Annotated in this window: 25 protein-coding genes and 1 pseudogene; 9 read left to right on the top strand and 17 right to left on the bottom strand. The window is 66.7% G+C overall.

Annotated elements, in window-relative coordinates; genetic code table 11:
- From PUN51_RS18660 to PUN51_RS18645, 4 genes and pseudogenes are all read left to right on the top strand, one after another.
- Positions 1-140: pseudogene (locus PUN51_RS18660) on the top strand (lipoyl synthase); the annotation flags it as partial.
- 88 nt (positions 141-228) lie between these two features.
- Positions 229-981, top strand: a complete 753-nt coding sequence (locus PUN51_RS18655) for a DUF4191 domain-containing protein (RefSeq protein WP_159632207.1) — start codon at positions 229-231, stop codon at positions 979-981.
- A 125-nt stretch (positions 982-1,106) separates the two neighbouring features.
- Entirely contained in the window at positions 1,107-1,457 is a 351-nt protein-coding gene (locus tag PUN51_RS18650; protein WP_224025688.1) for a DUF3817 domain-containing protein, read from the top strand.
- Positions 1,458-1,475: 18 nt separating this feature from the next.
- A complete protein-coding gene (locus PUN51_RS18645) occupies positions 1,476-2,447 on the top strand; it encodes a DMT family transporter (protein ID WP_275182096.1) in 972 nt (323 codons plus the stop codon).
- A 116-nt stretch (positions 2,448-2,563) separates the two neighbouring features.
- Here the strand turns inward: PUN51_RS18645 and PUN51_RS18640 are convergent, their stop codons facing one another.
- Positions 2,564-3,001, bottom strand: a complete 438-nt coding sequence (locus tag PUN51_RS18640; protein WP_275182094.1) for an RDD family protein — start codon at positions 2,999-3,001, stop codon at positions 2,564-2,566.
- A 284-nt stretch (positions 3,002-3,285) separates the two neighbouring features.
- Between PUN51_RS18640 and glnA (PUN51_RS18635) the strand changes: the two genes are divergently transcribed.
- Positions 3,286-4,710, top strand: a complete 1,425-nt coding sequence (gene glnA / locus PUN51_RS18635) for a type I glutamate--ammonia ligase (protein ID WP_159632210.1) — start codon at positions 3,286-3,288, stop codon at positions 4,708-4,710.
- A gap of 272 nt (positions 4,711-4,982) precedes the next feature.
- Here the strand turns inward: glnA (PUN51_RS18635) and PUN51_RS18630 are convergent, their stop codons facing one another.
- Genes PUN51_RS18630 through glnA (PUN51_RS18620) form a run of 3 tightly spaced genes read right to left on the bottom strand, consistent with a single transcriptional unit; the run spans position 4,983 to position 9,870 of the window.
- Complete coding sequence (locus PUN51_RS18630) at positions 4,983-5,519, bottom strand: GNAT family N-acetyltransferase (protein ID WP_275182091.1); 537 nt, start codon at positions 5,517-5,519, stop codon at positions 4,983-4,985.
- Positions 5,509-8,520, bottom strand: coding sequence for a bifunctional [glutamine synthetase] adenylyltransferase/[glutamine synthetase]-adenylyl-L-tyrosine phosphorylase (locus tag PUN51_RS18625; RefSeq protein ID WP_275182089.1), 3,012 nt, complete (start codon positions 8,518-8,520; stop codon positions 5,509-5,511). The genes PUN51_RS18630 and PUN51_RS18625 overlap by 11 nt, the downstream gene beginning before the upstream one ends.
- Positions 8,521-8,529: 9 nt before the next feature.
- Positions 8,530-9,870: a type I glutamate--ammonia ligase gene (gene glnA, locus PUN51_RS18620; protein WP_141160830.1), complete on the bottom strand. Its 1,341-nt coding sequence runs from the start codon at positions 9,868-9,870 to the stop codon at positions 8,530-8,532.
- 278 nt (positions 9,871-10,148) lie between these two features.
- On the opposite strand from glnA (PUN51_RS18620), the gene panB reads away from it, so the two are divergent.
- Positions 10,149-11,036 (top strand): 3-methyl-2-oxobutanoate hydroxymethyltransferase, encoded by an 888-nt coding sequence (gene panB / locus PUN51_RS18615; protein ID WP_224025683.1) that lies wholly within the window; start codon positions 10,149-10,151, stop codon positions 11,034-11,036.
- A 15-nt stretch (positions 11,037-11,051) separates the two neighbouring features.
- Here panB and PUN51_RS18610 read toward each other — a convergent pair whose 3' ends face one another.
- A complete protein-coding gene (locus PUN51_RS18610) occupies positions 11,052-11,216 on the bottom strand; it encodes an SPOR domain-containing protein (RefSeq protein WP_275182087.1) in 165 nt (54 codons plus the stop codon).
- 120 nt (positions 11,217-11,336) lie between these two features.
- On the opposite strand from PUN51_RS18610, the gene map reads away from it, so the two are divergent.
- Together map and ppgK are read left to right on the top strand one after the other, a co-directional pair.
- Positions 11,337-12,215 carry a type I methionyl aminopeptidase gene (gene map / locus PUN51_RS18605; RefSeq protein WP_275182085.1) on the top strand — a complete coding sequence of 293 codons (879 nt, stop codon included), beginning with the start codon at positions 11,337-11,339 and terminating at the stop codon, positions 12,213-12,215.
- A gap of 109 nt (positions 12,216-12,324) precedes the next feature.
- On the top strand, positions 12,325-13,128 hold the full coding sequence (gene ppgK / locus PUN51_RS18600; protein ID WP_275182083.1) for a polyphosphate--glucose phosphotransferase: 804 nt from the start codon (positions 12,325-12,327) through the stop codon (positions 13,126-13,128).
- A gap of 52 nt (positions 13,129-13,180) precedes the next feature.
- On the opposite strand, the gene nrdR is transcribed toward ppgK, so the two are convergent.
- The 3 genes from nrdR to PUN51_RS18585 all read right to left on the bottom strand — a co-directional run bounded on the left by nrdR (position 13,181) and on the right by PUN51_RS18585 (position 15,724).
- On the bottom strand, positions 13,181-13,675 hold the full coding sequence (gene nrdR, locus PUN51_RS18595) for a transcriptional regulator NrdR (RefSeq protein WP_224025681.1): 495 nt from the start codon (positions 13,673-13,675) through the stop codon (positions 13,181-13,183).
- A gap of 137 nt (positions 13,676-13,812) precedes the next feature.
- Positions 13,813-15,186 (bottom strand): histidinol dehydrogenase, encoded by a 1,374-nt coding sequence (gene hisD / locus PUN51_RS18590; protein WP_224025680.1) that lies wholly within the window; start codon positions 15,184-15,186, stop codon positions 13,813-13,815.
- A 4-nt stretch (positions 15,187-15,190) separates the two neighbouring features.
- Complete coding sequence (locus PUN51_RS18585; protein ID WP_224025679.1) at positions 15,191-15,724, bottom strand: hypothetical protein; 534 nt, start codon at positions 15,722-15,724, stop codon at positions 15,191-15,193.
- 127 nt (positions 15,725-15,851) lie between these two features.
- On the opposite strand from PUN51_RS18585, the gene PUN51_RS18580 reads away from it, so the two are divergent.
- Positions 15,852-16,352, top strand: a complete 501-nt coding sequence (locus PUN51_RS18580) for a flavin reductase family protein (RefSeq protein WP_056331660.1) — start codon at positions 15,852-15,854, stop codon at positions 16,350-16,352.
- A gap of 71 nt (positions 16,353-16,423) precedes the next feature.
- On the opposite strand, the gene dnaE is transcribed toward PUN51_RS18580, so the two are convergent.
- From dnaE to ftsZ, 9 genes are all read right to left on the bottom strand, one after another.
- Entirely contained in the window at positions 16,424-19,984 is a 3,561-nt protein-coding gene (dnaE, locus tag PUN51_RS18575) for a DNA polymerase III subunit alpha (protein ID WP_159632231.1), read from the bottom strand.
- A 49-nt stretch (positions 19,985-20,033) separates the two neighbouring features.
- Positions 20,034-20,960, bottom strand: a complete 927-nt coding sequence (locus PUN51_RS18570; protein WP_275182079.1) for an RluA family pseudouridine synthase — start codon at positions 20,958-20,960, stop codon at positions 20,034-20,036.
- Positions 20,953-21,525, bottom strand: a complete 573-nt coding sequence (lspA, locus tag PUN51_RS18565) for a signal peptidase II (RefSeq protein ID WP_159632233.1) — start codon at positions 21,523-21,525, stop codon at positions 20,953-20,955. The genes PUN51_RS18570 and lspA overlap by 8 nt, the downstream gene beginning before the upstream one ends.
- Before the next feature lie 93 nt (positions 21,526-21,618).
- The gene (locus PUN51_RS18560) at positions 21,619-22,305 is read right to left on the bottom strand and encodes a DivIVA domain-containing protein (protein ID WP_159632234.1); all 687 of its coding nucleotides are present in this window, start codon (positions 22,303-22,305) and stop codon (positions 21,619-21,621) included.
- A 177-nt stretch (positions 22,306-22,482) separates the two neighbouring features.
- Positions 22,483-22,770: a YggT family protein gene (locus tag PUN51_RS18555; protein ID WP_043453045.1), complete on the bottom strand. Its 288-nt coding sequence runs from the start codon at positions 22,768-22,770 to the stop codon at positions 22,483-22,485.
- A gap of 136 nt (positions 22,771-22,906) precedes the next feature.
- Positions 22,907-23,437, bottom strand: a complete 531-nt coding sequence (locus PUN51_RS18550; protein WP_142121297.1) for a cell division protein SepF — start codon at positions 23,435-23,437, stop codon at positions 22,907-22,909.
- A gap of 90 nt (positions 23,438-23,527) precedes the next feature.
- Positions 23,528-24,289, bottom strand: a complete 762-nt coding sequence (locus PUN51_RS18545) for a YggS family pyridoxal phosphate-dependent enzyme (protein WP_275182077.1) — start codon at positions 24,287-24,289, stop codon at positions 23,528-23,530.
- On the bottom strand, positions 24,282-24,971 hold the full coding sequence (gene pgeF, locus PUN51_RS18540) for a peptidoglycan editing factor PgeF (protein ID WP_275182075.1): 690 nt from the start codon (positions 24,969-24,971) through the stop codon (positions 24,282-24,284). Before pgeF ends, PUN51_RS18545 begins: the two co-directional genes overlap by 8 nt.
- Positions 24,972-24,979: 8 nt before the next feature.
- Positions 24,980-26,233, bottom strand: a complete 1,254-nt coding sequence (ftsZ, locus tag PUN51_RS18535; RefSeq protein WP_159632237.1) for a cell division protein FtsZ — start codon at positions 26,231-26,233, stop codon at positions 24,980-24,982.
- Positions 26,234-26,320: the final 87 nt, after the last annotated feature.

Here is a 26,320-nt window from a genome sequence, read left to right as displayed (position 1 = left end):
GCGCCGGCCGCCTCTGGGCCACCGCCATGCGCAAAAAAGGCCGCGACATCCCCGCCGAACTCGCCCACATCGCCGAAGGCATCCAGGACTCCGGCACCACCCGCCAGGAAGCCGCCACCCTCCTCGCTGCACACTCGTGACCTCTCCTTTGTGAAGTGGCAGAGGGCCGGACGCCGGAAGACTCCAGCGTCCGGCCCTTTGGTTTAAGTCACGTAGAATTGAGGCACTATGGCGAAATCCCCTGACTCCAGCAACTCCACCCCGGCGGGCTCAAGCGCGGTGAAGCGCGGCCTGTTCACGCGCAAGCCCAAGGAAGCTAAGGCCAAGAAGCCCAGCAGGCTCAAGCAGATCGGCGAGGTCTTCACCATGACCCGCCGCCACGACCCCATGGTTCCGTGGCTCATGCTGCTGGTGTTCCTCGGTGTTGTGGCCGTGAGCTTCCTGGTGGGTTTCTGGCTGGATAACTGGATTACCGGCCTGATCATCGGCATTCCGCTCGGCCTGCTGGCGGCCACCTTCATTCTGTCCCGGCGCGCTGAGCGTGCTGCGTTCGCGCAGATCGAAAACCAGCCCGGAGCTTCGGGCGCTGCCCTGGGCACGCTCCGCCGCGGCTGGATCACCGAAGAGCAGCCCGTGGCCGTCAACCCGCGCACGCAGGATGCCGTGTTCCGCGCCGTAGGACGTCCCGGCGTCGTCCTTGTCAGCGAGGGCCCCGCCCACCGGGTGAAGCCGCTGCTCGATGCCGAGCGCAAGCGCCTGGCGCGCATCCTGCCCAACGTTCCTGTCCACACCATCCAGACCGGCCGCGGCGAAGGCCAGGTGCCGCTGAGCCAGGTGGCCAAGCAGATGGGCAAGATGAAGAACGAACTGACCAAACTTGAAGTCAGCACGGTATCCAAGCGCATCGCGTCCATGGGCAGCAGGCTTCCCATTCCCAAGGGCATCGACCCCTACAAGGCCCGTCCCAACCGCGGACGCTAGCTGATTGAACGCCCCGGTACCGGCACTGCCGGCAGCCGGGGCGTTTTTCTTTCTGCCCGAACCGCCGCGCCCAGCCCTCCCATCACATGTGCGGCCAGCGCACCGCCCGACGACAGGACATGACCATGCCCCTCAGGACAACAGTGATCCGCGCCTTCCGCATCCTCGCCGTGGCCGAGGCCTGCAGTTGGGCCGCGCTCCTCGCCGGCATGTATTTCAAATGGATTGCCGGCACCACGGAGCTCGGCGTCCAGGTGGCAGGCCCTGTCCACGGTGCCCTGTTCATCGGTTACGGGGTCGCCGCGCTCATGCTGTGGCGGGTGCAGCGCTGGCCGTTCCTGGTGGCCGTACTGGCAGGTGTCTCGGCGGTCTTCCCGTTCGCCACCCTCCTGTTCGAACGCTGGGCCGGGCGCCGCGGGTACCTCAGCGCTGCCCGCGCAGCGGACGCCCCGGCCCTCGAGTCCAGCCGCGCCTAGCGGGACAGGCACGCCGCAGTGGACTCCGTTGAGCAGGGACTGACGTCACCGCCGCCGCAGGAGGCCGGGACGCCGGGCACGCGCGCGCAGGGACGCAGGCGGGTAATCGCTCTCTTCTCCCTGCTGGGGGCAACCCTGTTCTGGGCCGGCAACTACGTGGTGGGCGCCGGCGCTGTCCACAGCATCGACCCCCTGAGCCTGGTCTTCCTCCGGTGGGCGATCGCACTGGTGCCGCTGCTGCTGATAGCCCAGCTTGTGGAGAAGCCCTGCTGGCGGTCCGTTGCAGCTGCGTGGCCGTGGCTGCTGGCGCTCAGCGTGTGCGGGCTCCTCGGCTACAACCTTCTCCTGTACTTCGCCTTGGAACACACCGATGCGTTCAATGCCTCGCTGATCAACGCCTTCAATCCGGCGCTGATCACGCTGGCGGCCTCAGTATTCCTGCGCGAGCGGCTCACGCCGATGGCGGTGGCCGGCGTCGTGATGGCGCTGGCCGGCGTCCTTATCGTCATCAGCGGAGGGAATGTGGGCCGGCTGGCCACTGCCGGCTTCGGCACCGGCGAGGTGCTGATGGTGGGGGCGGTGGTTGTCTGGACGGCCTACACGGTCATTGGCCGCCTGGCACCCAAGATCCCGCCGATCACAGCTACGGCAGTGCAGGCAGCCGTGGCGGTGGCCCTCCTGGCCCCGGTGCGGTTCGCAACGGGCGGCCTGGCTTTTCCTGGGACGGGCAGTGCGTTGGCGTCATTGCTCTTCATCGCGATTTTTCCGTCGGTACTGTCCTACGTGCTGTGGAACCGCGCCCTGACGGTCCTGCCGGCGGCCGGTGCCGGCGTGTTCCTCAACCTGATCACTGTCTTCACCGCAGTCCTGACCATTCTGGCCGGACAGGTCCACACGGCCGCGCAGTTTGTGGGCGGCGCCATCGTCGTCGGCGGCGTGATCGTCACTAATGCGCGGGCCTTCCGGCGGAAGCACCCGGCCAGCGCTTAGAGCGGCCCCGGCCATGGGGCGCCGTTGCCCGTCGTGCGCCGTTGTCCCTTGGTGTGCCGTTGCCCTTGGTGCGCCGTTGTCCCTTGGTGTGCCGTTGCCCGCGGGAGGCCCGAGCCTCAGCGCCGGATGAGGAGCGTATTCATGGCCTTGTCGTGCAGGCCGCGCTGGTCCGGGTCGAAAATGACTGCGGGGATAACCAGGCAGAGGAGCACTGCCCTGACCAGGCCGGCCAGCGGTCCCGGAGTACCGCCTCCCGGCTTGATCACCGCGATGCCCATGATGCGGTGGCCGATGCTGTAGCCGAGGGTGCCGACCAACAGTGTCTGTTCAATGGCGAAGACCGCCAGCGTGGCCCAGGAATCGCCGTTAAAGGCAAAGTTGCTGATAAGCAGCGCGATGCCCCAGTCGATCATGATCGCAACGATCCTGCGCCCCGCCCGGGCAATGGAGCCGGGACCGGACTCCGGCAGCCCCAGGCGCTCCCCCGGATACTTTGATATGCCGGAGGTGTCAGGTCCGGTGAGCCAGGAGCCAATGTCTTTGCGATCTACCACCGTCCAAGTTTACCGACCCCGGGGGCAGCAGGGCGCCCACAGTGTGGATGGGACTCGACCACAGTGTGGACGGACGATACCGTGGTCATAGCAGGGCATTCTGTAACCTGCCCGAAACAATGCGGACATGGACGGGAAATGCCGGATCCATAGTCTGTTAGAAGTTTCAAGCAATCCCCCGGCAGGTACACGCGACAGGGACAACATGCGTTCTCCCTGATTTTGGATTGCGCTGGATCACATGGCGTGCATGCCAGATATTTACATATGCGTTAGGAGCATAGATGTTCAAGACTGCGGACGAAGTCCTCAAGTTCATCAAGGACGAAGATGTAAAGTTCGTCGATATCCGCTTCACCGACCTTCCGGGTGTCCAGCAGCACTTCAACGTCCCCGCGAAGAGTGTTGACGCTGATTTCTTCGTCAACGGACAGCTCTTCGACGGTTCCTCCATCCGCGGATTCCAGGGCATCGCCGAATCTGACATGCAGCTGATCCCGGACGTCACCACCGCGTTCCTGGACACCTTCCGCATGGAGAAGACCCTCGCGCTGAACTTCTCGATCGTCAACCCGCGCACCGGTGACCCGTACCACCGCGACCCCCGCGGCGTAGCCGAGAAGGCCGAGGCCTACCTGGCCTCCACCGGCATCGCCGACACCGCGTTCTTCGCTCCTGAAGCCGAGTTCTTCGTGTTCGACAACGTCCAGTACCAGTCCTCCCCCGAGGGCAGCTTCTACAAGATCGACTCCGAGGAAGCCCACTGGAACAGCGGCCGCGAGGAAGAAGGCGGCAACCTGGGCTACAAGACCCCCGTCAAGGGCGGTTACTTCCCGGTCTCCCCCACCGACAAGCAGGCTGACCTGCGCGACGCCATGTGCGTTGCCCTGGACGAAGCCGGCCTCGAGGTCGAGCGCAGCCACCACGAAGTTGGATCCGCCGGCCAGGCCGAGATCAACTACAAGTTCACCACCCTGACCCACGCTGCCGATGACCTGCAGAAGTTCAAGTACGTCATCAAGAACACCGCTGATGCCTGGGGCAAGTCCGTTACCTTCATGCCGAAGCCGGTCTTCGGTGACAACGGCTCCGGCATGCACTGCCACCAGTCGCTGTGGAACGGTGGCGAGCCGCTGTTCTACGACGAGAAGGGCTACGCCGGCCTGTCCGACACCGCCCGCTGGTACATCGGCGGCCTGCTGCAGCACTCCTCCGCCGTCCTGGCCTTCACCAACCCGACGGTGAACTCCTACCGCCGCCTGGTCAAGGGCTTCGAAGCCCCGGTCAACATGGTTTACTCGCAGGGCAACCGCTCCGCCGGTATCCGCATCCCCATCACGGGCTCCAACCCCAAGGCCAAGCGCATCGAGTTCCGCGCACCGGACCCCTCCTCCAACCCGTACCTGGCCTTCGCTGCCCAGCTGATGGCCGGCATTGACGGCATCCGCAACCGCATCGAGCCCCCGGCTCCGATCGACAAGGACCTCTACGAGCTCCCGGCCGAGGAAGCCAAGGACATCCCCAAGGCTCCGGGCACGCTCGAGGAAGCCCTGGAGGCCCTGCGCGAGGACAACGAGTTCCTGCAGGCCGGCGGCGTCTTCACCCAGGACCTGATCGACACCTGGATCGAGTACAAGTACGAGAACGAGATCCGCCCGCTGTCCCTGCGCCCGAACCCCTACGAGTTCGAGCTCTACTACGGCGTCTAGTCTGATGCGTCCCCCGCAGGAGCGCTGAAGCAGCAAAGGCGGCCACCGGTTCATCCGGTGGTCGCCTTTTGCGTTGTCCGGGCCGTCAAGGCCGCGGACGGAGACCGTAAGGTGGGGGCCCGCCTCCAGACGTGCTGAGACCGGGAGCCGGACCCCCTGACGAATGCCCCCCGAGACGAAGACTGTCCAGCCTTCCCCCCAACAAGGTTGGAGAACACCGCCATCCACATAATCGGGCAAACGCTTGCTAAGCGCAATGCCGGTCCGGCGCGTTACGCCGGTGCGGGGGCAGCGAAGCTGTGGAACATGGTCCGCTGCGGCCCCGCGGAACCGCCGAGGTACGGCCCTGCGTCGACGAAGCCGGCGCGGCGGTACGCGGAGTGGCCCGCATGGTTCTCCTCATTGACGGAAAGTACGACGCCGGACTCGCAGCTTTGGTGCCGGACGGTGAGCCTGCGTGCGGCCTCCACGGCGGCGGTGGCCGCCAGCGTGCCCAGCCCCTTGCCCTGGTGCCGGCTGTCGATGAGGAAGCCCCGCAGCAGCCAGGCCGAGCCGTCGTCGGGCCACCCGGCAAGGCCGGCAGCCCCCGCCTGGAGGGTCAGGACACCGGATGCGTTCCCGCCGGCCTCCACGACGTAGGGGTACCGTGATTCCTCGGCCAGGCCTGCCAGCGCCATGCGCAGGGGGTCGCCCACGAAACGTTCCTGGCCTGCCAGGAGCGACATGTCCGCGATGGCGCCCAACTGGATGGCGCGGGCATCCGCGTCCAGGTCCCGGAGCGGGATGAGCCAGACCCAGTCAGTGCCCATAGAAGACACGTTCAAAAACAGCCCGGGCGCGGCGGCTCACCCGCAAATAGTCTTCCTCCAGCGCGGCGGCGTGTCCCGGCTCATAGCCGCACCAGCGCGCCACCGCCTCAAGGTCGCGGCGGGAGGATGGCAGGAGATCGGAAGCCTTGCCGTTCCAGATGACATTGGCGGACCGGATGCGGCTGGCCAGCCGCCAGGCCTCGGCCAGCAAACCGGCGTCGGCAGCATCCAGCAGTCCAAGTTCCGCTGCTGCCGTGAGGGCTTCCAGCGTGGACGTGGTCCGGAGTTCCGGGTGTTTCCCGGCATGCTGGAGCTGCAGCAGCTGCACCAGCCACTCAACGTCGCTGAGGCCGCCGCGGCCGAGTTTGAGGTGCCGTGCTGGGTCGGCGCCGCGCGGCAACCGCTCCGATTCCACCCTGGCCTTGATGCGCCGGATCTCCCGTACGTCCTGCTCCGCCACGGTTTCCGGGTACCGGATGGGGTCGATCAGCGAGAGGAAATCAGCGGCCAGGGCATCATCGCCGGCCATGGGCCGTGCCCGCAGGAGCGCCTGGGCTTCCCAGATCAGGGACCAGCGGCGGTAGTACTCGGCGAAGGAATCCAGGGAGCGCACCATGGCCCCGTTTTTCCCCTCGGGACGGAGGTCGGCGTCCATCTGGAGGACCCGTTCCGCCATGATGGCCGGCTTCAGGGGCTGCGTGAGGAGGCTGGACACCTTCGCCACGATGCGGGCCGCCTGTTCCTGCGCCTCCGCTTCGGTAAAGCCGGGGAGCGCCCTGTGGACGTACATGACGTCGGCGTCGGAGCCGTAGCCGATCTCCCGGCCGCCCTGCCGGCCCATGGCCACCACCAGCACCGTGGTTTTGAGCGGGCCGGCGGCAGAGACTATTCCTTCCGCCACCCGCAGCGCGCCCAGGACGGCGGCGCGGTCCGTGTCCGCCAGGGCCCTGCCCACCTGTTCCTGGTCGAGGAGGCCGGCCGAATCGGCGATGGCGATGCGCAGGATTTCCCGCCGCCGGATCAGCCGGATCAGGCGCATGGCACTCTCCGGGTCCTCGTGCCGCGACATCTTTGCCGTGATCTCCTGCCATTGGGCTTCAAAGCCCACGGGAACCAGGTCCTTGTCCTGTCCCAGCCATGCCACCGATTCCGGCGAGACCTCGAGCAGGTCCGCAATGAGCCGGGAGTTGGACAGCATGTGGCACAGGCGTTCAGCGGCGGCGTTGGAGTCGCGGAGCAGGCCCAGGTACCAGTGGGTGGTGCCCAGGGCTTCGCTGACGCGGCGGAAGGCCAGAAGGCCTGCGTCCGGGTCCACGCCCTCGGCGAGCCAGTCGAGCAGGATGGGCAGGAGCTGGCGCTGCAGGGCGGCCCGGCGGCTCACACCGGCGGTCAGCGCCTCAATGTGGCGCATCGCCCCCTGCGGGTCCCGGTATCCAAGGGCCGCAAGCCGTCCCTGCGCCGCCTCGGGGGTCAGCCTGGCGTCCTCGCTGCTGAGTTTGGCTGCCGTATTCAGCAGCGGCCGGTAGAAGATGCGCTCGTGCAGTTCACGGACCGAGCGCTTGGTCCGCTGCCACGCGGACAGCAGGGAGTCCGGGCTGGGCCGTTCGTTGGAGAACGGCCCCAGGACGGCTTTGGCCAACGAGCGCAGTGCCGGCTCCGCCACCGGCATGAGGTGGGTGCGGCGCAGCTGGAACAGCTGGATCCGGTGTTCCAGGAGCCGCAGGTAACGGTAGGCGTTGTCGAAGGCCGCCGCGTCGGAACGGCCAATGTAACCGCCCGCTGACAGGGCAGCGATCGCAGAGGTGGTGTCCCGCCGTCGTAAAGTCTCATCCGCCTTGCCATGCACCAGCTGGAGCAGCTGGACGGTGAATTCAACGTCGCGCAGTCCGCCGCGGCCCAGCTTGATCTGGCGCTGCTCCTCGGCTGCCGGGATGTTCTCGGTGACCCGGCGCCGCATCGCCTGGACGGACTCGACGAAGCCCTCCCGCCCGGCCGAGCTCCAGATCAGCGGCGCCACGGCTTCCTCGTAGGCCCGGCCCAGCGCGGCATCGCCCGCGATGGCACGGGCCTTGAGCAGCGCCTGGAATTCCCAGCTTTCGGCCCACCTGGCGTAGTACGTCTCGTGGGAAGCGAGGGTGCGGACCAGCGGCCCCGATTTGCCCTCGGGCCTGAGGTTCGCGTCCACCTCCCACAGTCCGGGTTCCCTCGCGACCGAGGAGATCGCCCGGGAGATGCCGCTCGCCAGCGCCGTGCCGATGGTGTTGGCCTGGGCGTCCTCCAGGCTGCCGGCGTCCACGACGTAGATGACGTCGACGTCGGAAATGTAGTTCAGTTCCCGGGCACCGCATTTGCCCATGCCGATGACTGCCAGGCCGACGTCGGCGACGTCGGCGGCGCTGTGCTGCTCCGCCGCTTCAGCGCGGGAGACGGCGAGGGCAGCCTCGATGGCGGCCGCGGCCAGGTCCGCCAGTTCACCGCCCACCGATGGCAGGAAGTCCAGCGGGTCCGCGGCGCAGAGGTCCTTGACGGCGAGGTCCACCAGTCCGCGCCGGTAGGCCGTGCGCAGGGCAGCGTAGGCGTCCGCGCCGGTGGCGGCGGCCACGGGACGTGCGGCGCGGGGGTCGGCGCCCACAGCCTGCAGGAGGGTGGTGCGCAGCCGGCCCGGGTCGGCAGGCTGCGGCTCGGGACTGGCCCGGACCCGGAAGGCCTCCAGGTGCTCCGGGTGCCTGATGAGGAACTCCCCCAGGGCCTCGGAAGCGCCCAGGACCCGGTACATGGGCTCGCTGTCCTCCGCGTCAGCGGCCGCCAGGTCGCGCAGCTGCGGGTGCTTTTCAATCAGCCGGACCAGGGACTGCAGGGCGGTGTCCGGGCTCGCGGCCAGCTGCAGCCCGGCAAAGAGCCTGTCCTGGTCCAGCCCCTCAAGTTCGCGCGCGGCAAGGAACCGTTCGCCCTTCTCCAGGTCGCTGAATCCGGCCGCGATCAGGCGGCGTGCCAGGCTCACGCCGGGCACCTAGAGGATGCCGAGGTTGCGCTGCAGCTCGTAGGGCGTCACCTGAAGCCGGTAGTCCTGCCATTCGGCGCGCTTGTTGCGCAGGAAGTGCTCGTAGACCTGTTCGCCCAGGATCTGCGGCATCAGCTCCGAGTCCTCCATGGAACGGATGGCATCGTGCAGGCTGGCCGGGAGCGGGTCATGGCCCATGGCGCGGCGTTCCGCGGAGCTCAGCGACCAGACATCGTCTTCTGCCGCGGCCGGAAGGTCGTAGCCCTCCTCGATGCCCTTCAGGCCCGCGCCAAGCAGCACGGCGTAGGCAAGGTACGGGTTCGCGGCGGAGTCGATGCCGCGGTACTCGATCCTTGCGGACTGGCCCTTGCCTGGCTTGTACAGCGGCACGCGGACCAGCGCGGAGCGGTTGTTGTGGCCCCAGCTGAGGTAGCTGGGTGCTTCGCCGCCGCCCCACAGGCGCTTGTAGGAGTTGACGAACTGGTTGGTGACGGCCGTGAATTCCGGGGCGTGCTTGAGGATGCCGGCGATGAACTGCCGGGCCGTCTTGGACAGCTGGAACTCAGCCCCTGCTTCGAAGAACGCGTTGCTGTCGCCTTCGAACAGGGAGAAGTGCGTGTGCATGCCCGACCCGGGGTGGTCGGTGAACGGCTTGGGCATGAACGTGGCGTAGGTGCCCTGCTGGAGCGCCACTTCCTTGATGACGGTGCGGAACGTCATGATGTTGTCCGCCGTCTGCAGGGCGTCGGCGTAGCGGAGATCGATCTCGTTCTGGCCCGGGCCTGCCTCGTGGTGGCTGAATTCCACGGAAATGCCGACCGATTCCAGCATGGTCACCGCGGTGCGCCGGAAGTCCTGGGCCACGCCACCGGGGACATGGTCAAAGTAGCCGCCCTCGTCCACCGGAACAGGAGCACCGTTCGGACCCGGCTCGTGCGACTTGAGCAGGTAGAACTCGATCTCGGGGTGGGTGTAGCAGGTGAAGCCCATGTCCGCGGCCTTGGCGAGGGTCCGCTTGAGCACGTTGCGCGGATCGGCGGCGGAGGGCTCGCCGTCGGGGGTCAGGATGTCGCAGAACATCCTGGACGTCTGCTCGGTCTCGCCGCGCCACGGCAGGATCTGGAAGGTGGCGGGATCCGGCTGGGCCAGCATGTCGGATTCGAAAACACGGGCCAGGCCTTCGATGGAGGAACCGTCGAACCCCAGGCCTTCCTCGAATGCGCCCTCGACCTCCGCCGGGGCCAGCGCCACTGACTTCAGCGAACCCACGACGTCGGTGAACCACAGGCGCACGAAACGTACGTCGCGCTCTTCGATTGTGCGCAGGACAAACTCTTGCTGGCGGTCCATGATGGCCTCTTCTCCGGTCAACGTCCATGCTCCGGGGTCCGCGCAAAGGGGAAAGCCGGCAGCAGTTCATCATCACTGTACTAATCATTCGGCGCCGATGCTTGAGCCTGCGCCGCGCGTAACACAGCATTAACCTGGCGGTCCCCAAAACATGCCCCCAGGCGCGGTTTCCAGCGATACCCGGCACCCCGTCCCGGCGCGGAGCTATGGCGCTTATCACCTTTTTGCGGGGATGCCCGCGGTAGCTAGGACGGCCGGTACCGCACTACGCTCATCCCATGGCCTCCAACAGCTCCGACTCCAGCGCGTCCGCAGAAGTACCCGCCCCGTACGGCAACGGCCCCGGCGTGCCGGTTCCTGCCGAACGGAAGCCCGCCAAGGTCCGCATCCACCACCTGCAGCAGGCCAAGCGTGACGGCACCAGGTTTGCCATGCTCACGGCGTACGAGCAGTACACGGCCGAGATCTTCGATGCTGCCGGCATCGAGGTGCTCCTGGTCGGAGACTCGGCGTCCAACAACGTCTTTGGCAATGAGACCAGCCTCCCGGTGACCGTTGACGAACTGCTCCCCCTCTGCCGGGCGGTGGCCAGGTCCGCCAAGCGTGCCCTGGTGGTGGCCGACCTGCCGTTCGGCAGCTACGAGGTCAGCGCGGAACAGGCCGTCGGCGCGGGCGTCAGGTTCCTGAAGGAAGGGCTGGCCCACGCGGTGAAGATCGAGGGCGGGAAGTACTACGCCCCCACGGTCCGCGCGATGGTGCAGGCGGGCATCCCCGTGATGGCCCACATCGGCTTCACGCCCCAGAGCGAACACGCCTTGGGCGGCTACCGCGTGCAGGGCCGCGGCGACGACGCCCAACGGCTGATCGAGGACGCCCGCGCCCTTGAGGAGGCCGGTGCGTTTTGCGTGCTGATGGAGATGGTGCCGGCGGAGACTGCCGCCGCGGTTGACGCCGCCGTGGGCGTGCCCACCGTGGGCATCGGGGCCGGGAACGCCACCACGGGCCAGGTCCTTGTCTGGCAGGACATGGCAGGGCTTCGCGGCGGCCGGATGGCCAAATTCGTCAAGCAGTACGCGGACCTGCGCAGCACACTGCACGACGCCGCCACCGCCTACGGGGACGACGTCCGGTCCGGCACGTTCCCCGGCCCGGAACACTCGTTCTAGGCAGGAAACAGCCCGTCAGTCGTCGTCGCCCTTTTCCCAGGCCTCGTTGCGCGCCCGGACCTTCTCGATGGCGTGCTCAGCATCTTCGCGGGTCTTGTAGGGCCCAATGAGCTGGCTCCAGTCCGACAGCCGGTCCTCTTCCACTTCGTGGGTATTGACGTTGAACCAGTACTCAGTCATCGTTGCTCCTCGTTCCGGCGACAGGAATACCGGGGTGATCCACGTAACACAAACACTTACGCGCCCCCTCCCCAGCTTGTCGGTTGTTAGGCGTTCTGTGGTGCCTTATATGATCAATCTATGCCTTCCCTTGCCTCGACTGCACCCATTGGCACCCTCACCCCGGGTACCCTGAGTCCGCAGCGTCCCGTCCCGGCGTCCATCCCCCGTCCGGAATACGTCGGCAAGCCGGCACCCGCCAAATTCACCGGCTCCGAAGTCAAGTCTGCGGAGACCATCGAGAAGATCCGGATTGCCGGGAAGATCGCGGCGCAGGCCATCGTGGAAGTGGGCAAACACATCCAGCCGGGAGTCACCACCGACGAGCTGGACAAAGTGGGCCACGAATTCCTGCTGGACCATAACGCCTACCCGTCCACGCTCGGTTACCGCGGATTCCCCAAGTCGCTGTGTTCCTCCCTGAACGAGGTCATCTGCCACGGCATCCCGGACAGCACCGTGGTCCGGGACGGCGACATCCTGAACATCGACATCACGGCCTACCTCAACGGCGTCCACGGAGACACCAACTACACGTTCCTGGTGGGGGACGTGGACGAGGAATCCCGGCTCCTGGTGGAGCGTACGCAGGAGTCGCTGAACCGGGCCATCAAGGCTGTGGCGCCGGGGCGTGAAATCAACGTCATTGGCAGGGCCATCCAGTCCTATGCCAAGCGCTTTGGCTACGGCGTGGTCCGCGACTTCACCGGCCATGGCGTCGGAGAGGCCTTCCACACCGGGCTGATCATTCCGCACTACGACGCCGCCCCCGCCTACAACACAGTGATCCAGGCGGGGATGGTGTTCACCATCGAGCCGATGCTCACGCTGGGTACGGTGGAGTGGGACATGTGGAGCGACGACTGGACCGTGGTCACCCGGGACCGCAAACGCACCGCCCAGTTCGAGCACACCCTGCTGGTCACCGAGACCGGCGCCGAAATCCTTACCCTGCCGTAGCCTGGCCCGTGCCCCCTGGGCATGCTGCCGGTGCAGACCGGACACCTGTTACGGGCCGCCCCCAAAGCCGCCCCTTTTCCTGCCCACCCCTGTCAAGAACGGAATCCCATTGGCCAAGAAGGACGAGAAGTCGCACAAGAACGCACCGCTGATCGGCATCGACATCGGTGGTACGGGCATCAAGGGCGGCATTGTCGACCTGAAGAAGGGCAAGCTCCTCGGAGAACGCTTCCGGGTGCCCACCCCGCAGCCCGCCACCCCTGAGGCCGTAGCCGAGGCCGTGGCCCTGGTGGTGGCCGAACTCTCGGCACGCCCCGAGGCCCCGGAGGCCGGCTCCCCCGTGGGCGTGACCTTTCCCGGCATCATCCAGCACGGCGTGGTCCACTCCGCAGCCAATGTGGACAAGAGCTGGCTGGACACGGACATCGACGCCCTCCTCACGGCCCGGCTCGGCCGGCCGGTGGAAGTCATCAATGATGCGGACGCCGCAGGCCTGGCAGAAGCACGCTTCGGTGCCGGCGCGGGTGTCTCCGGCACGGTCCTGGTGATCACGCTCGGTACCGGCATCGGTTCAGCCTTCATCTTTGACGGAAAGCTGGTCCCCAACGCAGAGCTGGGGCACCTTGAAATTGACGGCCACGATGCCGAATCCAAGGCGTCCGCCGTTGCCCGCGAACGTGACGGGCTGTCCTGGGACGAGTACAGCGTGCTGCTGCAGCGCTACTTCTCGCACGTGGAGTTCCTGTTCTCGCCGGAACTGTTCATCGTGGGCGGCGGGATTTCAAAGCGCGCCGACGAGTACCTTCCCAACCTCAAGCTCCGTACCCCGATTGTCCCGGCGGTCCTCCGCAACGAGGCAGGCATCGTGGGTGCGGCGCTGGAAATCGCGCTCCAGCACAACCTGGCCAAGTAGGAGTGGTGCCGGTGGCGGCTGCGGCTTCCCCTCCGCTGCCGCCACCGGAGTTTTAGAGGGGGCTCTTCTCGGAGCTCTTAGCTGCGCCCTTGGCGCCTTCCCCGGCCTCGTGGCGGAGCAGGGCAATGGCAGTCTCGAAGTCCTCGAGGGACTCAAAGGCCTGGTACACGCTGGCGAAGCGAAGGTAGGCTACCTCGTCGAGTTTCTGCAGCGGCCCGAGGATCACCAGGCCCACCTCGTGCGCATCGATTTCGGCGGCGCCCGAGGCACGGATCTGCTCTTCGACTTCCTGGGCCAGCATGGCGAGGTCATCCTCGCTCACGGGGCGCCCCTGGCACGCCTTGCGCACGCCGTTGATGACCTTGCTTCGGCTGAAGGGCTCGCCCACGCCGGAACGTTTGATCACGGACAGGCTGGTGGTTTCCACCGTGGTGAACCGGCGGCCGCATTCCGGGCATTGCCGGCGCCTGCGGATTGCCGAGCCGTCATCAGCCATCCGGCTGTCCACCACGCGGGAATCAGGGTTGCGGCAGAACGGGCAGTACATGGCGTTCCCCCTTTTCGGTTGTGGTGTGCAACGGCGTTGGAAGCCACCAGCACCGCCGGGGGGCGATGCCGTGGCGTTCCCAGTTTACGGGCAGATGTGGGGTAATAACAATCCTGTAATTACTACATGTAGTGGTATCACCGGTCGCCCGGGAACCGGGCCGTCACCGCGTCCCCGTGGGCCGGAAGATCCTCGGCCCGGGACAGGCTCACGATGTGTCCGCTGACCTCGGCCAGGGCTTCCCGGCTGTAGTTGACCACCTGGATGGCGCGCAGGAAGGTGGTCACGTTCAACCCGGAGGAAAAGGCTGCCGTACCGCTGGTGGGCAGCACGTGGTTGGAGCCGGCGCAGTAGTCGCCAAGGCTGACGGGGCTGTAGTCCCCCACGAAGATCGCGCCCGCGTTCCGGATGCGGGCGGCCACGGCTGCAGCGTCGCGGGTCATGATTTCCAGGTGCTCCGCTGCGTACGCGTCACAGGCGGCGATTCCCTGCTCGAGGCCGTCCACCAGCACGACGCCGGACTGGGGGCCGGACAGCGCCTCCTGCACCCTGGCCGAGTGCTTGGTGGCGGCGGCCTGCAGTGCCAGTTCAGCACGCACGGCGGCGGCCAGCTCCTCGGAATCGGTGATGAGGACCGACGCTGCCTTCGGATCGTGCTCCGCCTGGCTGAGCAGGTCGGCGGCAACCAGGGCGGGCTGGGCGGAGTCGTCCGCCAGGATGGCGATCTCCGTGGTTCCTGCCTCGGAATCAATGCCGACGACGCCCTTAACCAGGCGTTTGGCCGTGGCCACGAAGATGTTGCCGGGGCCGGTGACCACGTCCACGGGCTCCAGGGCCGGACCTGCCTCCGTCGCTTCGACGCCGTAAGCGAAGGCGGCAATGGCCTGGGCCCCGCCGATGGCGTAAACCTCAGTGATGCCCAGCAGCGCCGCCGCCGCCAGGATGGTGGGGTGGGGCAGCCCGCCGAACTCCTTCTGGGGCGGCGACGCGAGGGCGATGGACTCCACGCCCGCCGCCAGCGCGGGCACGACGTTCATGATCACCGATGACGGGTACACGGCAAGGCCGCCGGGAACGTACAGCCCCACGCGGGCCACCGGAACCCAGTTCTGGCTGACCACGGCGCCGTCGCCCAGTTCGACGTCGACATTGCGCGGGCGCTGCCCGTCCGCGAACTTCCGGGCCCGGCTGATGGATTCCTCCAAGGCAGCCCGCACGGCCGGATCCAGCTGGTCCAGCGCTGCGGCGAGTGCCTCCCCGGGGACCAGCGGGTGCTCCTGCGCCACGCCGTCGAACCGTTCGGCCAGCTCGGCCAGCGCCGCGAAGCCGCGCTCCCGGACGGCGGAAATGATCTGCAGGACCTTTTCCTCGGCGTCCGCCACGGTCTGTCCCTTGGCGCGTGGCACCGCGGCGCGCAGTGCCGGAAGGCTCAGGTGGCGGCCCCGAAGGTCAATGGTGCGGAACTCGACGGCGGCGGTCACGGGGGCGGGAAACTCCGGGGATGTGGTCACCGCTCTATTTTACGGGGCTGTGCACGCCTGCTGTTTCCGCGCCGGCTGAATCAGGCTTCCTGCCCGTGGTGCCCACCAGTTCCAGGATGAAGACCGACACGGCCGTGGCGGCGGGCCACAGCAACAGGACCGGCCACGCCCGCAGGGAGAAGGCGATGCTGGCGTTTGCCGACGTGTCGACGGCCGGACCCCACAGCCGTCCCGCCAGGACACCTGTCCCCCATGCCACGGCGCTGCCCGCGAACGCCCCGGCCAGGCCGGTGAGCAGTGCCGCCTGCGGGTCCGGGCGCTTGCCGTCCGCCAGGAATACGGCCAGCAGGCAGCCGGCCAGCACCAGGATGCCTGCGAGCGTGAGATCGCGCGGCAGCCAGACCAGGGGCACGGTGCCGGCCGCCAGGGCTGGGTCGCGGGTGATCAGGTTCAATCCGCCCGGGGCAAGGACCCACCAGAGGATGCCCGCCGGGATGCCCGCGGCCGCCGGGACCAGCAGCAGGGACCATGGCAGCAGCCGCCTGTCGGGGCGGGCGAAGTTCGTCATGCAACACACCTTAACAAAGGTTCCTGCAAGGCCATCCGCCGTGGTGCGGCCGCCGCCTGTTTTCCCGCCGTGACCGTGGGCCAATACGCTTGGGGAAAGAGTTACGCCACTTAGTTCAGGAGTTCCGGTGACCGACAACAGCGAGCCGTTCGAGCAGACGTTCAGGGAGATGTTCCGCCGGCATGCCGCGGGCGTCGCCATCATCACCGTGAATTACCAGGATGAGCCCTACGGCTTCACGGCAACCTCCGTGGCGTCCCTGTCGGCGAAGCCGCCGCGCTTCACGTTCAACATGGCGCGCAGCTCCAGGTCCTGGCCCGCCGTGGCCAACACCCAGTACTTGGGGGTGCACATGCTGGGGCTGGAGAACCAGGAGCTGGCGGCCCGCTTTGCCCGCCCCGGCAACCGCTTCGAAGGCAACCACTGGGAGATCGGCCCGCACGGGGTGCCCATCCTCAAGGATGTTGCCGGCTGGCTGATCGGCGAGATCCAGATGCGGCTCTCGTTCGAGAACAACGCCGTGGTGGTGGTCCAGGTAGTGGACGGCCAGGTGGGCGGCGAAGGATCGCCGCTGCTGTACCACGGCGGCGCCTATGGGCAGCCCGTGCCGCTGGACTACGAGATCTGACGCCCACGGACCGGCGCAGCAAAAAGGCGGCCGACGGCGGGAGGTGATTCCCGCCGTCGGCCGCCTGTTTGTCAGGCGTCCAGGCAGGCCGGGCCCAGCAGGACTTTCAGGTCGCCGAACAGCGACGGGCTGGGGTTCACCCGAAGGTGGACGGGCAGGCCCATGATTTCGGTCCGGGTGTCCCCCTGCAGGTGCAGCCGCACCTCCGAGTTGCCCCGGTGGGTGCGCAGGACGTCGCCGAGCTCCGTGACCACGGCCTCCGTGGCCTTGTGGGTGGGCATGGTGATGACCAGGGGCCCGTGCAGCCCTTCGCTCAGGTCCGGAACGGACAGCTCCATGCAGTTGAGCGTGATGGCGCCGTCGTCGCGCTTCTGCAGCCGGCCCTTGACCACCACGATCAGGTCCTCCGCCAGTACGGAGGCGATCGGCCCATAGACCTGCCCGAAGAACATGACCTCGATCGAGCCGCCCAGGTCTTCCACCTCGGCCCGGGCGTAGGCATTGCCGCTGGCTTTTGCGATCCGGCGGCTCAGAGACGTGATCATGCCGGCGATCGTGATGATCGCTCCGTCCTGCGGCCCGTCCTCGCCGATGATGGAGGTAATGCTCATCTCTGCATGCTGGGCCAGGAGTCCCTCCAGGCCCTGCAGCGGATGGTCCGACACGTACAGGCCCAGCATGTCCCGTTCGAAGGAGAGCTTGTCCTTCTTTTCCCACTCGGGCAGGTCCGGGATCTCGATGCTCAGGGAGGACGATTCCGCCCCGGCGTCTTCGAAACCGGCAAAGAGGTCGAACTGGCCGATGGCCTCGTTGCGCTTGAGGGTGATGACGGAGTCGATGGCCTCTTCGTGGATCATGGCCAGGGCGCGGCGGTGGTGGCCCAGCGAATCGAACGCGCCGGATTTGATCAGGGACTCGATGGTCCGCTTGTTGCAGACCACGGCCGGGACCTTCATCAGGTAGTCCTTGAAGGAGGTGAACGCTCCCTCGCTTTCGCGGGCTGCCACCATGGCTTCCACGGCGTTGACGCCCACGTTACGGATGGCGCCCATGCCGAAGCGGATGTCGTTGCCCACCGGAGTGAAGTTCAGGGCGGACTCGTTGACGTCCGGCGGAAGCACGGTGATGCCCATGCGCCGGCACTCGTTGAGGTAGATGGCCGACTTGTCCTTGTCATCGCCCACCGAGGTCAGCAGCGCCGCCATGTATTCAGGGGCGTAGTGGGCCTTGAGGTAGGCGGTCCAGTACGAGATCACGCCATAGGCGGCCGAGTGGGCTTTATTGAAGGCGTAGTCGGAGAAGGGCAGCAGGATGTCCCAGAGGGTCTTGACGGCCTCCATGGAGTAGCCGTTGTCCTGCATGCCCTGGGAGAAGCCGGCGAACTGCTTGTCCAGCTCGGATTTCTTCTTCTTGCCCATGGCGCGGCGGAGGATGTCTGCCTGGCCCAGCGAGTAGCCGGCCAGCTTCTGCGCCACGGCCATGACCTGCTCCTGGTACACGATCAGGCCATAGGTCCCACCGAGGATTTCCTTGAGGGGCTCCTCCAGCTCCGGGTGGATGGGGATGACTTCCTGGATCCCGTTCTTGCGCAGCGCATAGTCGGTGTGGGCGTTGGCGCCCATGGGACCCGGACGGTAGAGCGCCAGGACGGCGGAGATGTCTTCGAAGTTGTCAGGCTTCATGAGCTTGAGCAGCGACCGCATGGGACCGCCGTCGAGCTGGAACACGCCCAGGGTGTCGCCGCGGGCCAGGAGCTCGTAGGACGGGGCATCGTCCAGCTCAAGGTTTTCAAGGTCCAGGTCGATGCCGCGGTTCATCTTGATGTTCTCGAGGGCATCGGAAATGATCGTCAGGTTCCGCAGGCCCAGGAAGTCCATCTTGATCAGGCCCAGGCCCTCGGACGTCGGGTAGTCGAACTGGGTGATCACCTGGCCGTCCTGGAAGCGGCGCATGATGGGGATGACGTCGATGATGGGGTCCGAGGACATGATGACGCCGGCGGCGTGCACGCCCCACTGGCGCTTCAGGCCTTCGATGCCCAGGGCCGTTTCGAAGACCTTGGCGGCTTCGGGGTCGGTGGCGATCAGCTGCCGGAAGTCCCCTGCTTCGCTGTAGCGCTTGGACTCCGGATTCTGGATGTCCGCCAGGGGAATGTCCTTGGCCATCACGGCCGGCGGCAGGGCCTTGGTCAGCGTCTCGCCCATGCTGAACGGGTAGCCCAGGACGCGGGAGGAGTCCTTGAGGGCCTGTTTGGTCTTGATGGTGCCGTAGGTGACGATCATCGCGACGCGCTCGTCACCGTACTTGCGGGTGACGTAGTCGATGACTTCCGAGCGGCGCCGGTCATCGAAGTCGACGTCGAAGTCGGGCATGGAGACGCGGTCCGGGTTGAGGAACCGTTCAAAGATCAGCCCGTGGCGCAGGGGGTCGAGGTCGGTGATGCGCATGGCGTAGGCCACCATGGAGCCTGCACCCGAACCACGCCCGGGGCCCACCCGGATGCCGTTGTTCTTCGCCCAGTTGATGAAGTCGGCAACCACCAGGAAGTAGCCGGGGAAACCCATGGAGGTGATGACGCCGAGCTCGTAGTCGGCCTGCTTGCGGACTTCATCCGGGATGCCGCCCGGGTAGCGGTACTGCAGGCCCTTGTCCACTTCCTTGACCAGCCAGGAGGTCTCGTCCTCGCCGGGCGGGCAGGGGAACCGCGGCATGAAGTTGGCGTCGGTGTTGAAGGACACTTCGCAGCGTTCGGCGATCAGCAGGGTGTTGTCGCACGCCTCCGGGTGGTCGCGGAAGAGCTCCCGCATCTCCTGCGGGGACTTCAGGTAGTAGCCGCTGCCGGAGAACGCGAACCGGGAGCCGCCGTTGTCATAGGTGGGTTCCAGCAGCGTGGAGCCGGACTGGATGGCCAGCAGGGCCTCGTGCGCCTTGGCGTCGTGCTCGTGCGTGTAGTGGAGGTCGTTCGTGGCCACCAGGGGCAGGTTCAGGTCCTTGGCGAGCCGCAGCAGGTCGCCGGTGACCCGGCGTTCGATGTCCAGCCCGTGGTCCATCAGTTCGCAGAAGTAGTTCTCCGCGCCAAAGATGTCGCGGAACTCGGCCGCCGCCTCGAGTGCTTCGCGGTACTGGCCGAGCCGGAGCCGGGTCTGGACCTCGCCGGAAGGGCAGCCCGTGGTGGCGATGAGTCCCTCTGAGTACGTGTTAAGCAGTTCCCGGTCCAGCCGCGGCCACTTGCCGAAGACCGAGTCAAGGGAAGCGATGGAGGAGGCCCGGAAGAGGTTCCGCATGCCCACGTTGTTGTAGCTCAGGAGGGTCATGTGGGTGTAGGACCCACCGCCGGAGACGTCGTCCTTGCGCTGGGATTCATCGCCCCAGCGCACGCGTTCCTTGTCCGTCCGGGCAGTACCGGGCGTCACATAGGCTTCGACGCCAATGATCGGCTTGATGCCCTTGTCCGTGGCTTTGCGCCAGAAATCGAACGCGCCGAACAGGTAGCCGTGGTCTGTGGTGGCGAGGGCCGGCATGCCAAGGCGTTCGGTCTCATCGAACAGCTCCCCCAGGCGGGCCGCTCCATCCAGCATGGAATATTCGGTGTGGGTGTGCAGGTGGACAAACGAATCATTGCTGGAACTCACCGCACTATTCTAAGCGCTGCCCCCGGACACTCCTGCCAGGCCGGCCGTGTCAGGCCTGGCCCGACTCCAGCACTTCCAGGGCGTAGGAAAGGTCCTGCGGGTACTCGCTGGTGACCGTAACGCGCTCCCCCGTCACGGGGTGGTCAAAGGCCAGTTGACGGGCGTGCAGCCACTGCCGCGTGAGCCCCAGGTTGGCGGCCAGGCGGGGATCGGCGCCGTACGTGAGGTCGCCGGCGCAGGGGTGGCGGAGCGCGGAGAAATGGACCCGGATCTGGTGCGTGCGGCCGGTTTCAAGGTGGACTTCGACCAGGCTGGCCTTGCCGAAGGCCTCCAGGACTTCGTAGTGGGTCACGGAGGGCCGCCCGTCCTCGATGACGGCGAAACGCCAGTCGTGCCCGGGGTGGCGGCCGATGGGGGCATCGATGGTGCCCGTCAAGGGGTCGGGAAGGCCCTGCACCACCGCGTGGTAGACCTTGTCCACCGTGCGCTCCTTGAAGGCGCGCTTGAGGGCGGTGTAGGCGCGCTCGGATTTGGCCACCACCATCACGCCGGAGGTCCCGACGTCGAGCCGGTGGACGATGCCTGCCCGCTCGGGGGCGCCCGAAGTGGAGATCCGGTAGCCGGCAGCGGCAAGCCCGCCCACCACGGTGGGCCCCACCCAGCCCGGTGAGGGATGGGCTGCTACGCCGACGGGTTTGTCGACGACGACGAAATCATCGTCGTCGAGCAGGATATTCAGGCCTTCCACAACTTCCTCCACGACTTCAAGCGGGTTCCGCCGTTCCGGGACGGTGACCTCGAGGGTGTCCCCGGCCACGAGTTTTGCCGACTTGCCCAGGGCCTTGCCCCGGTTGAGGACGTGGCCGTCCGCGAGAAGGGATGCGGCGACGGAACGGGACACGCCCAGGAGGCTGGCCAGGCCGGCGTCCGCCCGCGCCCCGGCGTATTCTTCGGCGACGACGATGCGGTCAGTCATGGCCAGGCTTGTCCTTGTGTGCGCTCCCCAGCCGTGTTCCGTCCAGGGCGATCCCGCGGATGGTCAGGATGCAGATAATGGCGACGGCGGACACCACCGCGGAGTCGGCAATGTTGAAGATGGCGAAATTGGGAAGCTGGATGAAGTCCACCACGTGTCCCATGCCGAAGGAGGGCTCACGGAAGAGCCGGTCCGTGAGGTTCCCCAGCGCCCCGCCGAGCAGCAGGCCCAGGGCCAGGGACCACCAGGCGGAGCCCAGCCGGCGGACCTGGAAAAGGATGGCGACAGCCACGCCGGCCATGATGATGGAAAACACCCAGGTGACGTTCTCACCGATGGAGAACGCGGCGCCGGAGTTCCGGATGAAGTACCAGTGGAGCAGGGGCGGCAGCACCGGGATCCGTTCCCCTTCCACCATGGTGGAGGTGACCCACAGCTTGGTCAGCTGGTCCAGGACGTAGGCGAAGACCGCGAACCCCGCGAACAGGGACAGCAGCACCGCCCGGCGGGGGCGCGGCGAGGGTGGGACAGGGCGTGCCGCGTCGGCGGCAAGTTCGTCAGTCATGGTGCTTTCAATTCGTGGAACTGGGTGTCAATGCCAAAAGCCGGTGGCCGAGGAATCCTCAGCCACCGGCTTTCAGAATACGTGCTGCCAGACTTAGTTGGCTTCGCTGACTTCCGGCGTAGCGACGGAGCCGCGGGCATCCAGGTCGCGGAGCTGGCCTTCGATGTAGGCCTTAAGGCGTGAGCGGTAGTCGCGTTCGAAGCCGCGGAGCTGCTCCACCTTGCGTTCCAGGACGGAGCGCTGCTGCTCCAGGGCGCCGAGGATCTTGCGGGACTTTTCCTGGGCATCGTTGACGAGGCTGCTGGCTTCGATCTGCGCCTCGGCGATGATCTTGTCCTTCTGGGCCTGGCCGTCGGCGACGTGGCGGTCGTGCATCTGCTGTGCCATGGCCAGCAGGCCGGCAGCGGACTCGGCGGATGCAGTAGCGGCGGGAGCCTGTGCAACGGGGGCGGCGGCGGCCGGAGCGGCCGGCTGGACGTCCTTCTTCTTGCTGGCTTCGGCAGCCTTCGCTTCGGCTTCAGCCTTCTCGCGGGCTTCGTCCTTGTCGGCCTTGACCGGCGCGGGGACCTTCTCCACCACGGGGGCGGCAGCTGAGCTTGCCGGAACGCTGGAACCTGCTTCGGCGAGCTTCTTGCGGAGCTCGTCGTTTTCCTGGTTCAGGCGGCGGAGTTCAACGACGATTTCGTCCAGGAAGTCGTCAACCTCGTCCTGGTCATAGCCCTCGCGGAACTTGGTGGGCTGAAAGCGCTTGTTGACAACGTCTTCTGGCGTCAAAGCCATCTGGTCACCTCACTGGTCTGGTTAGTCAGTAGGCCTTCCGGCCGTCAAAACTAAGGTACCTAAATTTGGTCTGCTTACTCTAATTCAACACTGCGGTGTCAAACGGGAGGTTTCTTCGCTTTACAGTAGCCGTTCCGGGAAGGAACACACTGCATTGCGGGGTCCGGCGGGGAAAAATCAGGCCAGTCCCCTGGTGACGCTCATCGCGATACTGACGCCGATGAACAGGATCAGGAAGCCCAGGTCCAGGGAGACGCCGCCGAGGCGGAGTGGCGGAATCAGCCGCCGCAGCCCCTTCAGTGGCGGGTCCGTGATGGAGTAGACGGCGTGGGCCACCACCAGGGCCGCGCCCCGCGGCCGCCACTCCCGCGCAAACATCTGTACCCAGTCGAAGACCAGGCGGATGATGAGGGCCACAAAGAACAGCAGCAGGGCGAGATAGAGAAGTCCGAAAACAATTCCCATGACTTATTTCATATCTCCATATTCGTGCGGCCGGTTCATTGCGTCCGGCCGCTGTCGTACTGCTGTTGTCTTGTCTATTTCAGCACAGATGCCAGGCAGGTGTCCCTGCCTGGCATCTGTGCGCAGCGGATGGCGCTTAGCTCTGGTTGAAGAAGCTGGCCTGCGTATCGCTGGCCTTCTTGTCGTCACCGATCACTTCGACGTAGGACGGTGAGAGCAGGAACACCTTGTTGGTGACCCGTTCAATGCTTCCCCGCAGGCCAAAGACGAGCCCTGCCGAGAAGTCGACCAGGCGCTTGGCATCGGCCTCGCCCATGTCCGTGACGTTCATGATCACCGGGATGCCGTCCCGGAAGCTCTCGCCGATGAGCTTGGCATCGTTGTAGGAGCGGGGGTGGATGGTGGTGATCTGGCGCAGACCGGTGTTCTCTTCGCGGCTCGAGGCCGCACGCTTAATGGGGGTCACAGGGGCGCGGTATTCCTCTTCAGGGGCGTAGGACGCCTCGCGGCTGACTTCGCGGACCGGTGCCGGAGCACGGCGTTCCTCGCGGTCAACTTCCATCGGTTCGTCCTCATCCTTACGTGTGGTCTGTTGCTCGGACTCGTAATGCTCATCGCCGTCGGCGAGCCCAAGATAGATCATTGTCTTGCGCAGAGCGCCGGCCATGGTCGACTCCTAATCGTGTCCCGTAAGCGGGCCGCCCAATGATTTGACAGCACTGGAGTCCCCCGCCCATCACTTCCAATAGGTCCGACGCTACCCCACGGCAGGACGGGAACCGAGAATATCGGAACCGATTCGCAGGTGTGTCGCCCCGAACCTGATGGCCGCCTCCAGGTCCTGGCTCATGCCTGCCGAGATGCCGGTGGCTGCGGGGTGCGCTGCGACCAGCCCGGCGGAAATCCCGGCGAGCTTTTCGAACGCCGGTTCAGGCGGCGCTCCCAGCGGCGCAACTGCCATGACGCCGGCCAGGTTCAGGCTGTCAGCCGCGGCGATCCGCTCTGCCAGGAGAGGCACGTCGGCGGGGACTGCCCCGCCACGGTGCGTGCCGCCGTCGCCGTCGTGTTCTCTTTCCTCAAGGCTGACCTGAATGAAGCAGTCCAGCGGGGACCGGCCGTTGGAGTCCATCTCGTTCCGCGCAGCCTTTGCCAGCGCATCCACGAGCTGCGGCCGGTCCACCGAGTGGACTGCGGCTGCGTAGCGCGCCACGGATTTGGCCTTCTTTGTCTGCAGCTGGCCAACGAAGTGCCAGGTCAGGTCCAGATCAGCGAGCTCCAGCGCCTTGGCAGCGGCCTCCTGGTCCCGGTTCTCGCCGACGTCGGTGATTCCGAGGGCGGCCAGGCGCCGGATGTCCTCTGCCGGGTGGAACTTGGTGACCACGATCAGTGAGGGCGGACGGTCACTGCGGCCGGCGGTGCCGGCGGCATCGGCGATCCGCTTCCGCACCACGGCGAGCCGTTCGGCGAGTTCCGCGCTGCGGGGATCATTTCCCTGCCCGCTGCCCGGCCGCTCAGTCATGGCACCAGACCAGGCCGGCGAAGCGGCCCGTGTTCCGGTCCCGCCGGTACGAATAGAGCGTTTCCGTCTCCAGCGTGCAGGAACCGGCGTACTCTACCTCGACGCCGGAAGCCTCCAGCTGGGCGCGTGCGCCGGCGGGAAGGTCCAGCGCCGGCGTTCCCCAGGCGGTGGTGCTCCGTGTCTCCGGAACCAGGGCCGACACCTCGTCGCGCAGGGCTGCGGGGACTTCGTAGCAGGACCCGCAGATCGATGGTCCCAGCCAGGCACGGATCCGGGACGCACCCAGCGACTTCATGCCGTCCACGGCGGCCGGAAGGACACCGTTTGCGATGCCGGGGCGCCCGGCATGCACGGCGGCAAGGACGGGCCCGTGTGCGGACTCCCCCGCCAGCAGCACCGGAATGCAGTCCGCCACCATGACCGCCAGGGGCAGGCCACGGGACACCATGGCATCGGCCTCAGGGGCAGGTGACCCGGCGTCCATGATCGCCACGGTGTTGCCGTGGACCTGGTTCATGAAGCGCAGCGAGCCGGGCGCCGCCGCGATGGACTCTTCCAGGCGCGACCGGCGCTCCTGGACCGCGGCGGGATCGTCCCCCACGTGCAGGGCGAGGTTTCCCGCCCCCGCATCAGTGAATGCGGCCGACACCCCCGGGAGGATGTCGGCACGCCAATGGAACAAGCCGCTGCCTACTTCAGGAAGTCGGGAACATCCAGGTCATCCGGGTGGGTTCCGGTCATGTCCGGCTCCACCACGGACGGCAGGTCGACGTCGAAGCCGGAGTCCGCCGGAACGGCCTGCGGGCGCTGCTGGCCCCAGTTGCTGAGGCCCGCAGCGCCGACGCCTGCGTGGATCGGCTGGACGTTCTGCTGGTGGTTCCCGTTGCCCTGGTGGTTTCCGCTCTGCGGGTGCGCCGAAGCCGGAGCAGCAGCAGGGGCGGCCGGCCGCTGGGGCGCGGCCTGCGGCTGGGACTGGTCCATGGAGGGCGAGGTGGCCTTGACGTCGTCAAAACCCGCGGCGATCACGGTGACGCGTGCTTCATCGCCCAGGGCGTCGTCGATGACGGCACCGAAAATGATGTTTGCCTCGGGGTGGGCCACTTCCTGGACCAGGCGGGCAGCCTCGTTGATTTCAAACAGGCCCAGGTCCGAGCCACCCTGGATGGACAGCAGCACGCCGTGGGCGCCGTCGATGGATGCTTCCAGCAGCGGCGAGGCAATGGCCAGTTCGGCCGCCTTCACGGCGCGGTCTTCACCGCGGGCCGAACCGATGCCCATGAGGGCCGAGCCGGCGCCCTGCATGACGGACTTGACGTCCGCGAAGTCAAGGTTGATCAGGCCGGGGGTGGTGATGAGGTCGGTGATGCCCTGGACACCGGACAGCAGGACCTGGTCGGCGGAGCGGAACGCGTCAAGGACGGACACGTTGCGGTCGCTGATGGACAGCAGGCGGTCGTTGGGGATCACGATGAGGGTGTCCACCTCGTCGCGCAGGGCGTCGATGCCTGCCTCTGCCGAACCGGCGCGGCGGCGGCCTTCGAAGGTGAAGGGACGGGTGACCACGCCGATGGTCAGGGCACCGAGCGAACGGGCGATCCGGGCGACGACGGGCGCGCCACCGGTGCCCGTGCCGCCACCCTCACCGGCGGTGACGAAGACCATGTCGGCGCCACGGAGGACTTCCTCGATCTCGTCCGCGTGGTCCTCGGCGGCCTGCTTGCCTACCTCGGGGTTGGCGCCTGCACCGAGGCCACGGGTCAGCTCGCGTCCGACGTCGAGCTTCACGTCGGCGTCGCTCATGAGCAGGGCCTGGGCGTCGGTGTTGATGGCGATGAATTCAACACCCCTGAGGCCGACCTCGATCATGCGGTTGACTGCGTTCACGCCACCGCCGCCGATGCCGACGACTTTGATGACGGCCAAGTAATTCTGCGGAGCTGCCACGTTACGTGTCCCTTGTTCGTGTCTTATTGCGAAAACTGATGGTGAGCTTGAAACCCTCAACCCTAACCCTCCGGTTGAAGGTTAGAG

Origin of the sequence: Arthrobacter sp. NQ4, from assembly GCF_029077345.1 — a bacterium.
Classification (GTDB): Bacteria; Actinomycetota; Actinomycetes; order Actinomycetales; family Micrococcaceae; genus Arthrobacter.
The sequence above is the reverse complement of the archived record's forward strand: the minus strand, read 5'-3'. Positions and strand labels throughout refer to the sequence as shown.

Bases quoted from the DNA above. Each gene is read 5' to 3' on its own strand.
- PUN51_RS18545 (WP_275182077.1), bottom strand. From the start codon at position 24,289: ATGACTGAGCGGCCGGGCAGCGGGCAGGGAAATGATCCCCGCAGCGCG.
- PUN51_RS18570 (WP_275182079.1), bottom strand. From the start codon at position 20,960: ATGACTGACCGCATCGTCGTCGCCGAAGAATACGCCGGGGCGCGGGCG.
- map (WP_275182085.1), top strand. From the start codon at position 11,337: ATGCCTTCCCTTGCCTCGACTGCACCCATTGGCACCCTCACCCCGGGT.
- PUN51_RS18630 (WP_275182091.1), bottom strand. From the start codon at position 5,519: ATGGGCACTGACTGGGTCTGGCTCATCCCGCTCCGGGACCTGGACGCG.
- PUN51_RS18555 (WP_043453045.1), bottom strand. From the start codon at position 22,770: ATGGGAATTGTTTTCGGACTTCTCTATCTCGCCCTGCTGCTGTTCTTT.
- lspA (WP_159632233.1), bottom strand. From the start codon at position 21,525: ATGACTGACGAACTTGCCGCCGACGCGGCACGCCCTGTCCCACCCTCG.
- PUN51_RS18610 (WP_275182087.1), bottom strand. From the start codon at position 11,216: ATGACTGAGTACTGGTTCAACGTCAATACCCACGAAGTGGAAGAGGAC.
- PUN51_RS18650 (WP_224025688.1), top strand. From the start codon at position 1,107: ATGCCCCTCAGGACAACAGTGATCCGCGCCTTCCGCATCCTCGCCGTG.
- panB (WP_224025683.1), top strand. From the start codon at position 10,149: ATGGCCTCCAACAGCTCCGACTCCAGCGCGTCCGCAGAAGTACCCGCC.
- glnA (WP_141160830.1), bottom strand. From the start codon at position 9,870: ATGGACCGCCAGCAAGAGTTTGTCCTGCGCACAATCGAAGAGCGCGAC.
- PUN51_RS18560 (WP_159632234.1), bottom strand. From the start codon at position 22,305: ATGGCTTTGACGCCAGAAGACGTTGTCAACAAGCGCTTTCAGCCCACC.
- PUN51_RS18550 (WP_142121297.1), bottom strand. From the start codon at position 23,437: ATGGCCGGCGCTCTGCGCAAGACAATGATCTATCTTGGGCTCGCCGAC.
- glnA (WP_159632210.1), top strand. From the start codon at position 3,286: ATGTTCAAGACTGCGGACGAAGTCCTCAAGTTCATCAAGGACGAAGAT.
- PUN51_RS18585 (WP_224025679.1), bottom strand. From the start codon at position 15,724: ATGACGAACTTCGCCCGCCCCGACAGGCGGCTGCTGCCATGGTCCCTG.
- PUN51_RS18655 (WP_159632207.1), top strand. From the start codon at position 229: ATGGCGAAATCCCCTGACTCCAGCAACTCCACCCCGGCGGGCTCAAGC.
- nrdR (WP_224025681.1), bottom strand. From the start codon at position 13,675: ATGTACTGCCCGTTCTGCCGCAACCCTGATTCCCGCGTGGTGGACAGC.